General features: G+C 47.5%; 8 protein-coding genes and 1 riboswitch. Of the genes, 4 read left to right on the forward strand and 4 right to left on the reverse strand.

Annotated elements, in window-relative coordinates:
• Window positions 1-29: 29 nt before the first annotated feature.
• Together ACE3MZ_RS07705 and ACE3MZ_RS07710 are read right to left on the reverse strand one after the other, a co-directional pair.
• The gene (locus ACE3MZ_RS07705; RefSeq protein ID WP_411345867.1) at window positions 30-1,115 is read right to left on the reverse strand and encodes a polysaccharide deacetylase family protein; all 1,086 of its coding nucleotides are present in this window, start codon (window positions 1,113-1,115) and stop codon (window positions 30-32) included.
• Window positions 1,116-1,238: 123 nt separating this feature from the next.
• Window positions 1,239-3,152, reverse strand: a complete 1,914-nt coding sequence (locus ACE3MZ_RS07710; RefSeq protein ID WP_411345868.1) for an adenine deaminase — start codon at window positions 3,150-3,152, stop codon at window positions 1,239-1,241.
• A gap of 159 nt (window positions 3,153-3,311) precedes the next feature.
• A riboswitch (purine riboswitch) is annotated at window positions 3,312-3,411 on the reverse strand.
• A gap of 486 nt (window positions 3,412-3,897) precedes the next feature.
• Here ACE3MZ_RS07710 and ACE3MZ_RS07715 point away from each other — a divergent pair.
• Window positions 3,898-5,322 (forward strand): NAD(P)-binding domain-containing protein, encoded by a 1,425-nt coding sequence (locus ACE3MZ_RS07715; protein ID WP_411345869.1) that lies wholly within the window; start codon window positions 3,898-3,900, stop codon window positions 5,320-5,322.
• Window positions 5,323-5,613: 291 nt separating this feature from the next.
• On the opposite strand, the gene ACE3MZ_RS07720 is transcribed toward ACE3MZ_RS07715, so the two are convergent.
• Window positions 5,614-7,260 carry a GDSL-type esterase/lipase family protein gene (locus tag ACE3MZ_RS07720; RefSeq protein WP_411345870.1) on the reverse strand — a complete coding sequence of 549 codons (1,647 nt, stop codon included), beginning with the start codon at window positions 7,258-7,260 and terminating at the stop codon, window positions 5,614-5,616.
• A gap of 493 nt (window positions 7,261-7,753) precedes the next feature.
• Here ACE3MZ_RS07720 and ACE3MZ_RS07725 point away from each other — a divergent pair, with 493 nt between their 5' ends.
• Window positions 7,754-9,997, forward strand: coding sequence for an AraC family transcriptional regulator (locus ACE3MZ_RS07725; RefSeq protein ID WP_411346728.1), 2,244 nt, complete (start codon window positions 7,754-7,756; stop codon window positions 9,995-9,997).
• Window positions 9,998-11,038: 1,041 nt separating this feature from the next.
• Here the strand turns inward: ACE3MZ_RS07725 and ACE3MZ_RS07730 are convergent.
• Complete coding sequence (locus ACE3MZ_RS07730; protein ID WP_411345871.1) at window positions 11,039-11,923, reverse strand: carbohydrate ABC transporter permease; 885 nt, start codon at window positions 11,921-11,923, stop codon at window positions 11,039-11,041.
• A 292-nt stretch (window positions 11,924-12,215) separates the two neighbouring features.
• Between ACE3MZ_RS07730 and ACE3MZ_RS07735 the strand changes: the two genes are divergently transcribed.
• Together ACE3MZ_RS07735 and ACE3MZ_RS07740 are read left to right on the forward strand one after the other, a co-directional pair.
• A complete protein-coding gene (locus ACE3MZ_RS07735) occupies window positions 12,216-13,175 on the forward strand; it encodes an ABC transporter permease (RefSeq protein WP_411346729.1) in 960 nt (319 codons plus the stop codon).
• Window positions 13,176-13,219: 44 nt separating this feature from the next.
• A complete protein-coding gene (locus ACE3MZ_RS07740; protein ID WP_411345872.1) occupies window positions 13,220-14,722 on the forward strand; it encodes an extracellular solute-binding protein in 1,503 nt (500 codons plus the stop codon).
• Window positions 14,723-14,737 lie beyond the last annotated feature (15 nt).

Consider the following 14,737-nt stretch of genomic DNA (forward strand, 5'->3'; position numbering starts at 1 on the left):
TGTGATCTAACAATACAAGTATTACGGTGTTATTTGTGCACATCTGTGTCATGCACATCGACGGAGCCGATATCCTCACGACCGCTATGCTGTACCGAATCTGGGATGTACAGGTTGTGACCCGGTTGTTTGGTTTCCCAGTAGATCGAAGCAAATAGACGTTGCGGACTAACGAGCGGCGAACCACCGTTGATACGCGGAATCGCGAATGGATTGTCATCGCGTTTGGCAAGACCGAGCGTTGTTGTAAAGGCATGCTGAATACCAGCATCTTTGACCACTTGTTCCACTTCCGGTGTGTACAGACCGTACGGATAAGCAAACGTATCAATCGGATGCTCGTTGAGCGGCTTTAAGGAATCGACACAGGTGGTCAAGTCCTGACTAATGCGCGCCAAATATTGCTGGGGCGTTTCTTCGACACCATTTTTGACGAGTGGAGCGGTGAGTGCATCGGTCGTTTCGCTTGTTTTGTAATGCAGATGATTCGTATGTGGCTGTACTTCCATGTTTGGATCAGCACCAATCATTTCGGTAATCTCCTGCTTGGTCATATGCGGCGTGTTGACGATGGCATTTTTGCTAAAATCGCCGGTAATGACGAAGCTAACGCCGGAGATGTTACGCTCCTGCATAATGGGGAATGCAGTCGTATAGAAATTTTCATACCCATCGTCAAAGGTGACCAATACCGCATTTTCCGGTACAGAGCCGCCTTTCATATACGAGCGGAAATCATTTAACGAGATAAAGTTCATGCCTTTGGAACGTAAAAAGTCCAGCTGCGAAGCGAACAGATCGGGCGTGATAATATCGCCGCCTTTTTCCGTCGGGCTAATGTCGTGATACATCAGCACAGCGACACGTTCTTTGTAAAAAGTCGCTTTGGGAATGTCATTGAATTTCTCAACCGGAGGCAATTCGCTTTCCGATAAAGGGGCTGGCGTCGATGCTTGCTGAATAGAACCGGTGGTTTGCGATTGGGATTGTGTTTGGACAGGTAGACCAGCTAGCTTTTGCAGCGGTCCATTATCCAGATACAGCGCCAGAATAACAGCAGCTGCGCCTACAATCAGTCCACCAACTGTGAATAGAAGTGCTTTAACCCATACCATGCATGAATTCTCTCCTTTGACATAGACGTTGGTTTCAAGATCCTGTACTCTATATCGGTTCCATTGTTTTCCATTTTTAGAGTGAATTCATGCTGGATAGGCGATTTATTCAAGCTTCATCTATCATTCATGCACTGTTTGTACATGTGCCGCAGCTTCCACCGAAATATGCTGATTGGAAGCAAAATCAAACAATCCTAGATCGGTCAACTTTAATGTCGGGATGACCGGCAAGGCGAGGAAGGATAACATCAGAAACGGATTGAAATGACTGGCAGCACCAATCTCTAGCAATGCTTGATTCAGTCGCTTCGTCTGAGCATATACATCCTGATATGGCAGCTCGGATAATAGACCAGCGATGGAGAGCGGAACGGACGCCAGCACCTCCGTGCCGGACACGACTGCCAGCCCGCCGTTCATACCTACCACATGCTCAATCGCGAGGAGCAGCTCTTCATCTGATGCACCGGCAGCGATCAGGTTATGCGAATCATGAGCAACGGTGGAGACGATCGCTCCCTTTTTCATCTCAAAGCCTTTGACAATACCGAGTCCGATATGACCGGTTCCTTGATGACGCTCAACGACTGCCAGCTTGAGCAGATCGTTAGTTGTAGATGGAACAAAGTGTCCATTGGCGATATCGACCGTTTCCAGAGCGTGCCGAGTGACGATAGAGTTCGGAATAATCTCGATTACATTGCATAATGCTGTATGCAGCGGCAATGCTAGACAGGACAGATCAAGCGCACCAGTATTGCATGTCGAGAGCGTCGTTGATGCTGGAGACGGTGGATTCAAGCGGTTGGATGCATGCTCTATCGCAGCAATCGATGCCGAAGCTAACATTTCCGCGGTGTTCTCATCCGTTGTATGTTGTGAATCAGCAGACGAGATCGCTGCATTCGTAGCAAGTATAGGTTGCTCTGTATCAGATGTGCTTGCAGGGAATGCTGCTTCCAGCAATGCCGTGTCCTGTACGACCTGCTGCCCATGTTTGAACACGCTGCGGATCGTCAGCTGTTCCAGATCGTCGACGATCACGAGATCGGCGATGTAGCCGGGAGCAATCGCACCGCGATCACGTAGTCCGTAACATTCTGCCGTATTGAGCGTTGCCATCTGAATCGCGGTCATAGCAGGCAATCCATGACGAATCGCCAGCCTTACGTTATGATCGACGCTACCTTCATCTAACAGATCGTCGATCAGCTTGTCGTCGGTTACGAATACACAGCGACGCGAATTATACGGCGTAATTACTGGCAAAATGGCTTCCAGATCTTTGGTCGCTGTGCCTTCGCGGACAAGCACATACATACCCAGTTCTAGTCGTTGCTTGGCTTCTTCGGCGTTGATACATTCATGATCGGTACGAATACCGGCAGCAGCGTACACGCTCAGTTGTTCTTTGGCGATCCCAGCGGCATGACCGTCGACCAATTTGCCCTGTGTATGGGCGGAGGATATTTTATTCACCATCGACGAAGAAGCATGGGATAGTGCATGGAAGTCCATCACTTCTGCCAATCCAAGCACACGCGGATGATTATAAAAGTCTTCCAAATCTTCCGCTTCCAGACGAGCGGCACAGCTCTCAAACGAAGTTGCAGGTACACAGGAAGGCAGCATAATAAACTGATCCATCGGCAATCCTTCCGATTGCTCCAGCATATACCGGATACCGTCGGTTCCAGCGACACTGCCAATCTCGTGCGGATCGGTGATCACGCTAGTTACGCCATGCTGTAAGACGACTTTGGCAAATTCGCGCGGGGATAGCATCGAACTCTCAATATGCACATGACCGTCAATCAATCCGGGGATAATCCATTGTCCGTCGGCAGGAATGGTTTCAAGCCCTTCATAGCTGCCGATTCCGGCGATCACTCCATCTACAATCGCAATATCACCTTGCATAATTTCACCGGTAAAGACGTTCACAATATTGCCGCCGGTAATGACAAGATCGGCAGGGATGGCTTTGGAAGCAACCTGAATACGACGCGTAAGTGCTGCTGTGTTCATTTGCATAAGATACACTCCTTCAGAATTAGGATGGGCATGCTGTCAGCAGTGAACGGCAAAAAATTCATCTCTGAGAAAAGGGAACAACGCAGGCGGTAGCTCTAACAAGAGGGAATAAGCCGCAGGCTCCACCAAAACAGAATACAAAACTCCCGATCACAAAAAATGCATGACAGCATTTTTCGTAATCAGGAGTTTACGGTTCCTGGTAGAGACCCCCGGCCCATATTATCGGGGTTATACGAAAGATAGACAATTTAAATTAGACCTATTTTAGTAGAAACAAGCGCAATTGGCAAGTGCGATGGATACCTTTTCTCACATAACGTTCTGTTCTTCTTAAATAGAAAGCATAAATCATAAGATAATATGGAGTTATTGGTATATGAAACAAACAAATAAGTAGACAATTATGCTCTATTTACTTTACATTTAAATGAAAACGACACATCATGTTAGTTATTATCAACAAATCATCATTTTTAATTTAGGTTTTATGACAATAAAATTGACATGTACTATCAAAAAATGATCTTTCCTCGGTATAATGAGATACATTCAAGTTCTGTTCTTACCAAGCAGCAGACTTGATAAAGTAGACAATGAAAGCTCTATTCGTCTCCATAACGAACAGGCTGCACGCTACAAACCGAATTTGTCACTGTAGCGATATGAAAATGATAATGTGAGACAGTGTGACATTGTGAACGTAAGCAATACCAAATAGACGCTGGCGAAAGGTATGAGGAATATGAGTCTGGAAGCATTGAATGAGCGTGTAAAACAGGATCTAACATATCTGGCTTACGGCGGTGCAGATTGGGTTCGTCCAGTGGCGCATCCCGAAGGTCATGTATACGATGTAGTCGTGATCGGCGGCGGTCAAAGTGGGCTGGCAGCAGCATTCGGATTGCTGCGCGAACGCATTTCCAATATTGTCGTACTGGACGAGAACCCGGAAGGAACGGAAGGACCGTGGGAAACGTATGCGCGTATGGTAACGCTGCGTACTCCCAAACATCTGACTTCGGTCGATCTCGGGATTCCATCGCTGACTTTTCGCTCATGGTGGGAAGCGCAAACCGGAGCGGAAGGCTGGGAGCAGGTAGACAAAATTCCGCGTGGCAATTGGATGAATTATTTGCGCTGGTATCGGCGTGTACTGAATCTGCCCGTGATCAACGATGTTCGACTGGAGCTGATCGAACCGCTGGAGCAAGGAATTCATCGCTTACATCTTGGTGGTCATGGCGCACCGTCGCAAACGATACTGGCACGTAAAGTAGTGCTGGCTACCGGCATTCAGGGCGGTGGCGAATGGCATGTGCCGCCGATGATCAGTCAGCGGTTGCCGGAGCATCTGTATGCTCATACGTCCAAGCACATCGATTTTGATACGTTAAAAGGGAAAAAAGTCGCTGTACTCGGTGGTGGTGCTTCTGCTTTTGACAATGCCAATCATGCGCTGACGGAAGGCGTAGGCGAAGCCCATGTATTCGTACGACGTAAAGTGCTGCCAAGCGTCAATCCGATTCGGCAAATGGAAGTGTCCGGCATGATCGAACGATTCCACGCGCTGTCTGATGGGGAGAAATACGCGGCAATCTCACACTTTTTCAAATTCAATCAACCACCGACGAATGATACATTTGAACGTGCGGCAGCATGGGAAGGATTCCAGCTGCATCTGGATTCGCCGTGGTTGGATGTACAGCCGCAGGGAGAAGGTGTGCTTGTCACGACACCGCACGGGGAATTTTATTTTGACTTTCTGATCGTCAGTACTGGTCTGCTCAGCGATCCGGCACTACGCCCAGAATTGAAGATCGTTGCTGAGCATATTGCCCGTTGGAGTGATCGATACGATGCACCGCCGGACATTGCCAACGCCCTGCTGGATGCACATCCTTACTTGAGTTCCGGCTTTGCTTTTCAAAGTCGGGATGAGGAAGGGCAGAAGTTGCTGCACGGATTGTTCGTGTTCAATTATTCCGCCCTCGCTAGCTGTGGACTGTCGGCATCAGCCATCTCTGGTACGAAAAATGCGGTGCCAAAACTCGTGACTGCTGTCGCCGATCAGCTATTTTTGGATGATAAAGAGCATATTCTGAGCAGCTTCCTTGCCTACGACGAACCCGAATTTGTTGGACGTTGGCCCAAAGTGGTTACAGGCTGAGAAAGAGCTAATATATCTTTGGAATAAAAGGGAAGATGGGCAGATTTCCTATGTATATGCAAAGGACTCTTCCATAACATAGACGTAGTACAACAGTTTAGCTGAAACGGAATAGGCTAGAGACGCTTTACTTTAACAATCAACAGGCGCTTTCTTCGTGCAAATAACACGAAAGAGAGCGCCTATTGATTGTTAAAACTTATATCATGAAGATACAAGCTCGATTTATTATTTATTATTTATTATTTATTATTGGTTATTGGTTATTGGTTATTGGTTATTTGTTATTTGTTATGTCAATAGCTGTGCCAGTCGCTTCAACTGTGGATGCTCTGCAATAGCAGCAACTACCAATTCGGCAATGCGCTGTGCACCATATACAGAAAAGTGGGTATTATCCTCCACCCCTTGCGGGTAATTCGGATGCTGTCCCGGCGGTAAGTGTAACAATAGCGCTTTGGAATCTTCCACACCCAGTTGCTCATACAAATGCTGACTGGCAGTAAATATATCCAACAATGGCGTATCCGTATCGTTAGCTACCTGGCGCATCATCTCTGGATATCTGTCCAATGCCAGCGGGTCAGGCTGCCCGTGCTCCAAAAACAAACGGCGACTGACCGAAGTTAATAACACCGGTATCGCTCCATGATTACGCGCTGTCTCAATATAACGCTGCAAAAATGCCGGGTATTCCGTATCCGGGTCGGTATATCGCGTAGGATCATCGATTTTGCCATCATTATGACCAAATTGAATGAACAGATAATCGCCTGGTTGTAAATGCTCCGCAATATAATCCAGTCGCCCATCATCAATAAACGAACGTGTACTGCGCCCATTGATCGCATAATTCTCGACCTGAACCTGCTTTTGAAAATGATTGCCTAAAAACTCACCCCAGCCACTCATCGGCTTCTCAATCCCGCCCTTGATCGCCGCTGTAGAATCACCCGCGATATACAGCCGAAGCGCTTCATGAGTAGGGACAGCAGAGGAGAGAGTGGCAGTAACCCCATCAACAAGCAAGCTATCCGAGCCGTCCCAAGGATGCCCATACCCATGCTGTTCCAACCAACGCGCCGCTAGCGTCGTCCATGTGCCACAATACGGATGCTGCTCCGCCAATCCCAACCCATGTCGCCCATGCTCAAATATATGCAATTCATGCTCAATACCCGCCGCAGCCAACGCCTGTGCAAATAGCAAACTGTTCTGCACTGACACTGCCGCATCATCCGCACTGCTCCAAATAAAAGTAGGCGGCGTATGTGCATCCACACGTTGCTCAGCTGAATACTGAGCAATCTGCTGCTCCGAAGGAAATGTTCCTACTAACTGCTGCCGACTACCTTCATGCGTAACCCCTTGTTCCAACGTTATTACCGGATAAGCCAGTAATAACACATCCGGTTTCACACGTCCTGTCGTCGCAGCCAGTGCCGCCAAATGCCCACCAGCCGAAAACCCGATCAACCCAATACGCTCCGGCACTACATTCCAATGGTCCACCAACCCATGCCGCCGCACCACCAGCAAAGCCGCTTCCACCTGTCCAACAATCAACCTCGGATCAACCTTTGCCTCATCATCAGAACGCCCAGTATGATCCGTATCCGACGCTGTTCGATAATGTAGTACTGCCGCATGAATGCCCAGCCCATTCAACCATTGTGCCACCGCTGCCCCTTCATGCTCCGCCCGATGATGATACCCACCGCCCGGCAAAACCACCACACACCCACGCGCCACATCATCCCCAACCGAATACACCACCAACCGCCCCAATGGCTCATCCTCATCCAACACCAACCCATCACTCACAAACCTCTCAGCATCCCCATCCCAAACCCCACGAACCCCATCACCCTCTTGCAATCCCAATAACCGAGCACCCAACCCTTCAACACCTTCACCCAAAACCCGCAATAAAACCATCCAACCCTCACCCTTCCCTCAGTACTTTATGTAAAAACGCCAACCCCACAATTACCTAGCATCATAATACACCACGCAAGAAGCTACAAATTCTTACTCACCCACCTCAGTAAATGAACAAAATCCTCCTTGCACACATTTTGTTAGAGGGCGATTTGCAAGTACCCTAGATCCCTACCAATAATCTAATTGTACTAAGCGGAAGAAAGGAATAAGGGGAAAGGACGATTTTGGAGGGGCGGGAATCTTCATTCTTTCCCAAATCCAAAAGATTCCCGCGGCTCCACCCGAGGACGTCCCCTTATTCCTTTCTGGAGTGTTGTATATAGTTTCCACAGAGAAGAACAGCCCCCAACAACCACCGTCTAAATTTTGTTAATTTACCCCTTACCATCCATATTATGAAAAGGGTATAATAAAAATGGTCCATATCCATATCAAGATTCACATCTACACAACGTCCGCAAGATCACAGAATCGATGGGGGAATATGATGAAAAGAGGAACGATGTTTTACAAAATATTTATTCCAATTCTAGTATTGGGCATTGGATTGTCCATCAGCTTTGGCATCTATATTTATTTCAGTACCGTGCGTTCGGTGACCGACAGTATCGCCGCCAGCAAACAAACGTATATGATGCAAATGCGTAACAATCTGGAGCAAAAGATACGCAATATTGAATACGCTTTCAATACATATAGCACAACCAGTTCGTTTAGCGACGTCGTGAAGAACCCGATTACAGAGCGTGATTTTATTGCCTACCGCGATGTGAATACGCAGCTGAACTATATCGCGACGATGGGTCTGGATGGTGCGCAATATTCACTCATTAGTCTGGAACAGAATTGGAAAATCGCCAATGGACGACTTACACACCTGACCGATGTTCAGCAGCAACAGCTGTACAAGCAGTATATTCAAGGACAGGAACAAGGGTTGTTCTGGATCAAAACGGATACCGGCATTCGGTTCGTCAATACACTGCCTGTTTTCTCCACACGCAAGCAGGCGATTGCGCTATCGGACATTTCCAGTCAGACGCTGAATCGCACGCTACATACGGAAGACGATGCGCCAGTATTTATTTTAAATCGGCAAGGTGACCTGATGTATGATACGGGTGGCAATGAGACTATTTTTGCGAATACTCAGGTGCAGCAACTGCCGGGCATGATTGGGGCGGATCAGAGCACCGGGATGCTGACTTTGAATCCGACAGACCGTTCACGTGTGCAATTGATCTATGCCAAGTCAACGTACAATAACTGGATGTATTTTACCATACTTGATCCAAAAGAAATTGCTGGTGCGCTGCAAACGACGCGTTATGGTCTGATTGCGATTGAGCTGGTGCTGATTGTGCTAATTAGCGTGGTCGCATACGGCATTGCGCTCTATTTTACAAAGCCGATTCAGCGTATTCGGCATAGTCTGCCGACGACCGGGCAGATGCAGTCTGGCAATGAGATCGATTGGATTCTCTCGTCGATTAATCATATTTTGACCGAAAAGCAAAGTCTCGAAACACTCATTCAAGCAGAGCAACCGCAATTGGAAACTCAGCTTGTGCTGAATTTGTTCCGCAATCGGATCAAAGCCGACGAACTCGGCGGTCAACTGGAACGAATCGGTTATACCGGGTTGGATGGCAAAACGTATGTCGTGATGCTCGTACAGCTGGACAATATCGGTAAGCGCAGCATCGCCGACCGTGATGTGCTGATGCTCGCAATTAACAAAATCGCTGAGGAATTAATTCCAGCGCAACAGCGATTGTTGCCAATTATTTTGAACGACGATACACAGGCGACGATATTGACCTTTGCCCATGAGAATGAGCAGGAGATGCGCCGTGAGTTGCTATCTTACGCAAAATTAATGGTGCGAAGCGTTCGCGATTATCTCAAGCTATCGATCAGTGTCGGCATCAGTCGCTCGTATGACAGCCTGCTCGGTAGCAAAGAAGCGTGTGAAATGAGCAAACAAGCGCTGCATCAGCGGCTGAATCTGGGCAAGGAATCGATCATCTTTTACGAAGATATCTCTAACGTCGTCTCCGGTCCAGTGCTGCTGCATTATCCAACCGAATGGGAAGCGCGCCTATTCGATGCAATCCGTCTCGGCGATGAAGAACAAGTATCCGCTACCCTATACCCATTGATGGCGGAATTTATGAAAAAAAGCCGCAATACGATGGATCTTGAAGTCATGCTCGTGCGGCTCGTCAACAACCTGATCCAACTGGAACAGCTACTCGGATTGGAAGTACTGCTCACGAGCGGCAATCAGGCGCTATATCACCGCCTGCTCAGCATCCGCAACCCGGAAGAGATCGAACGTATTCTCGTCGAACAAGTGATTTTCCCAATGGTGCGCAGCATGAAAGAGAAAACGAACGAACAATTCCGCTGCCTATCCGAAACAATCGCCGACATCGTCCGCCGCGAATACGACCGCGAACTGTCACTCGAAATGATCGGCGATCGACTGCACTACAACCCGAACTACCTGAGCAGTATTTTCAAAAAAGAATACGGCACCACCTTCAGCGACTACCTAATGAGCTACCGCCTCGACATGGCAAAAAAGTGGCTCACCGAAACCGATCAAACAATCAAAGAAATCGCCGAACGACTACAATACCACAACCCGCAAAACTTCATCCGCTCCTTTCGCAAAAAAGAGCAGGTGACGCCGGGAACGTATCGCAAGATGCGGCAGCTGACGTAGAATGTCCACCGCTTCGGAAAGGGATAAGGGAACGGACTCCGATGGAGCAACGAGAATCTACTGGATCAGGAGTAAAGGTAGATTCTCGCATCTCCCAATCAGTAAGATATTTTGCTATGCAAACATCACTTTATATTGAACCACGTGTTTGAAGATCACAAACACTATAAGTCGTCCTTTTCCCTTATTCCCTTTCCTCCGCCTAGTGCATCTCGCATCAGTTAGCAGAAGCAGAGACAGGTAGTTGCGCAATTCCGAAGCGAATCAGTATTACGAAGCCAGACGTCAGAGGACAATTGTATTCTTGTATTCATGTATTTGCTGAATGATTGCTCAAGTGTTGGATTATACAAAAACAGCTTGTGCAATAAGTTCTTATCTTCTTGCTGCGTGCACTTATTTGTATCTCATTATTTCGATGCTTACTTTGTCATTTATACAGGTGCTAGAGCTAGCTAATGAAACTATTGTTGAGTTCAAATAAACAGGATTTTTAATGGAAATTTTGACAAATGAATCTCCCAATTCACATTAGGTTCGCGGACGCTCCAAATAAAAGTGCTCCTAACTGAATAGAGCGACAGCGATTATGAGCACTTAGCAGCTAAGTCGCTAAATAAAATATAAGTAGTTTTTTAGCGATTTCATGGTTTCTAATTGTTTGAATATACTATATATCTCTAACGACTAATTCAAAGAATCTCAAGATTCGTAAGATCTCAGGTTGGGATTCAAGATTAGTGAAATTCTCAAGGTTTTAAGAACTTTCGTTTTTTAAATCGTAAGGATATAAGATGCACTAAGCGGAGGGAAGAGAATAAGGGAAAAGGGCGACTTTGGAGGGGCGGGAATCTTCATTTTTCCCAAATCAAAAGATTCCCGCGGCTCCACCGGAGTCCCGTTCCCTTATCTCTTCCCGGAGCGCTTGTCCGCCACAGCAATTCATTTACAAAACCCAACCCATAACCCAATTGCACCACCAAGCAAACCTAAACCATGTCAGCAGACACATCAATTCCAATAGAAATCAGCCAATCAATGTCACCCCTTAACCGCACCCAACAAAGCACCTTTTGTAAAATGCTTCTGCACAAACGGATAAGCAATCAACATCGGCACCGTCGCCACCACAATAACCGCCATCTTGATCGTCTGCGCCGGAGGAATCACATCCACTGAGCTGCCTTCCGCCTGCATCCCGCTGGAGACGATAACAATCTGACGCAGCAGTACCTGAATCGGCCATTTACCCGAATCGTTCAAATACAGAATCGCATTCATATACGTATTCCAATACGTTACCGCATAAAACAGCGAGATGGTTGCAATGGACGGCAATGCCAACGGTAGCATGATTTTGAAAAACACCCCAAAGTCATTGCAACCGTCAATCTTTGCCGACTCTTCCAAACTGTCTGGCAGCGCCTGAAAGAAGTTGCGCATGATGATCAGATTGAACGCGTTGATTGCTACCGGCAGAATCATCGACCAGTACGAGTCGATCAGACCGACGCTTTTTACAATGAGAAAAGTCGGAATCATTCCGCCGCTGAACAGCATGGAGAACACAACGATAAAGTTGATGGCGTTGCGTCCGGCGAGATAGCGACGGGACAGCCCGTATGCCATGAATGCGGTCAGCGCCATACTGACGAGCGTGCCGACCAGCGTTGTGCCGATAGAGACGCCGAGTCCCTTGAAGATCGTTGGTGTGGACAGAATATAACGGTAAGCATCCAGTGAAAAGGTTGTCGGGAATAAAATGAATCGTTTGGATACGACCTCTTGCGTCGAAGCGAACGAGCTGGCAATCACGTTGACGAATGGCAATAAACAGGCGAGCGCGATCAGGATCAATAAAGTGTTATTGATGATGGTGAATAGCTTGCCTCCAAGCGAAGTGTCTTTCCGCAATGTTTGTTCCATAAACAGGAACCTCCTTCATCGTCTTGTATACATTTACTGTACCAAGCCAGTGGTGTTCCGTATATAATCCGCTGCCCAGATGATGCTTCATTTCGTCGATTGAAGCGGGATAATCATTACCTCACAACATAATCACCAGATGAGATGACCAGTCTGGAAATGGCGTAACATCAATATTTTGCAAGCGTTATCATAAGATGATTATATACGGAATGACGATGCTCCTTTAATCTGGAACACGTAAGCGAGATTGCATAGAGGAGGCTGGCATCCGGTGAAGATATCAAACGGAATGAAGATGTCCGATGCTGCGGCACTGGAATTGGAACAGGAGAACAAAGCCGTTAAGAAAAAGGGCGGCTACGGCATTATGCGTAATAAATTTTTGTATTTGATGATTTTGCCGGGCTTTATTTATTTTGTTATTTTCAAGTATTTGCCGATGGGTGGGCTGATCATTTCCTTTCAGGATTACCAGCCATATCTCGGCATCTCGGACAGTCCGTGGGTAGGGATGAAGCACTTTGTTCGGCTGTTTACAGAGCCTACCTTTTTTATGTTGTTAAGCAATACGCTCATTTTGTTTGCACTGAATATCGTCATCTTTTTCCCGTTGCCGATCATTCTAGCGCTGATGCTTAATGAAGTGAGACATCGGTATTTCAAAAATGCCATTCAGACGATTATCTACATTCCGCACTTTATGTCATGGGTCATTATCGTATCCATCACATACGTATTTCTGACGGTAGATGGCGGGGTCGTCAATGAGATGCTGGCAGCGATTGGATTGCCCAAAGTCAGCTTCCTGACGTCGCCGGAATGGCTGCGTACGATGTATATGGCGCAGATCATTTGGAAAGAGTTGGGCTGGTCGACGATCATTTATTTGGCAGCGATCACTGTGGTTGATACGCAGCTGTATGAAGCGGCTGAGATGGATGGCGCATCCCGCTGGCGCAAAACATGGCACGTCACTTTACCGGCGATTCGTCCGGTTATCATTACATTGCTGATTCTGAAGATCGGCAGCACGCTCGATCTGGGCTTTGAACATATGTATTTGCTGCTTAATTCGCTGAATCGCGAAGTAGCGGAGATCTTTGATACTTACATTTATACCGCTGGTTTGAAAAATGGACAGCTTAGCTTCAGTACAGCTGTCGGCTTGTTCAAAGGATTGGTCGGTCTCGTCTTAATCATGCTGGCGAACCGCTTGGCGAAGAAGTTTGGCGAGGACGGCGTGTATTAAATCGCATATCGTTTTATCCATTCTGGCTCATGGGGGATATAAGGATGAGAAGAAAAGCAAGTATGGTACTGGCGGCGGCATTGGCGTTAACGACTGTGTTGTCAGGTTGCGGCAATGGTAGCGAGGCAGAGGCGAATCAGACGTATGATCCGAATGCGAAGCTGAATTTTACATGGCTGAATATTCTACATACGGCTTCGCCGCCGACGGATGTAGTCAAGAACAAGCTGGAGCAGTATACCAATTCCGAGATTCAATTTAGCTGGGTTCCCGATGCGTCCAAGGAAGAACGGATCACGACCGCGCTCGCTTCTGGTCAACTGGCAGATATGGTTACGATTACGATGATGACCAATTCGACAGTGCGCAACTCGCTCAAATCGGGTCTGTTCTGGGATGTAGGACCATATCTCGACAGCTATGACAATCTGAAACAAATTCCGCAAAATGTACGTGAAGCCGCTTCAATTGAAGGACATCTGTACGGTGTTCCTTTTCAGAAAAATCTGGCGCGCTCCGGTCTGATCCTGCGCAAGGACTGGCTGGATAATCTCGGGCTGAAAGTGCCAACGACGCTGGATGAACTATACAACGTAGCGCGTGCCTTCACCGAGGATGATCCCGACGGCAACGGCAAGGATGATACGGTAGGCTTCGGCGATCGCTCTGATCTGCGATATAGCAGCTTCAAGACGCTCAGCTCCTACTTTGGCACACCGAACGGCTGGGCAGTCGATGACAGCGGCACATTCACACCAGAGTTCGATACGCCTCAATATATGGATACGCTTAACTATTCGCGTAAGCTGTATGAAAATGGCTACCTGACTCGCGACTTCGCGGTCACTGCAAAGACGGATCAGCAGCAGCAATTTGCACAAGGTCGGACAGGCATTTACACCGGTATGGTTGATATCGCCAGTCTGGAAAATATGTCACAAGGATTGCAAAAAGGCATGGAGCTAGTGCCGGTCAACAAAATCTCCAATGGCGACGGGCAGTACCATATCTGGTCGGAAGGCAGCGGTGTCGGCGGTTTGCTCGCTTTTCCTAAGTCAGAGGTGAAGTCTGAAGCTGAACTGAAACGATTACTGCAATTCGTAGACGATCTGCTGGACAAGGAAGCATTTATGTACATGACCGGCGGCATTGAAGGTGAGCATTATGAGATCGATGCAGACGGTTCCTTCAAAATTATCAATCAGGATAAATGGCAAGCAGATGTGCAGCCATTTGCCGCTTCTCGTCCGAGCGAAGTAACGTACAAGCTCAAAGATTCCAATCCGCGTAAAGAAATGGCGAACGAGCTGATCAAGGAAAACGACAAATTCGCAGTGCTTGATCCAACCGTACCGCTTGATTCACAAACGAATAACGAGCAAGGAACTGAGCTGCAAAAGGTGATCACCGATGCAACCTTCCGCTACATTATGGGCGAGATTGACGAAGCAGGCTTCAAACAAGCGGTGCAAAGCTGGAAAGATGCAGGCGGAACCAAAATCAAGGAAGAATATGAAGCCGCTTACAAAGTGGTACAGAACAAATAACCATCAGAAAAGGGG

It is taken from the genome of Paenibacillus sp. WLX1005 (assembly GCF_046603685.1).
Classification (GTDB): Bacteria; Bacillota; Bacilli; order Paenibacillales; family Paenibacillaceae; genus Saccharibacillus.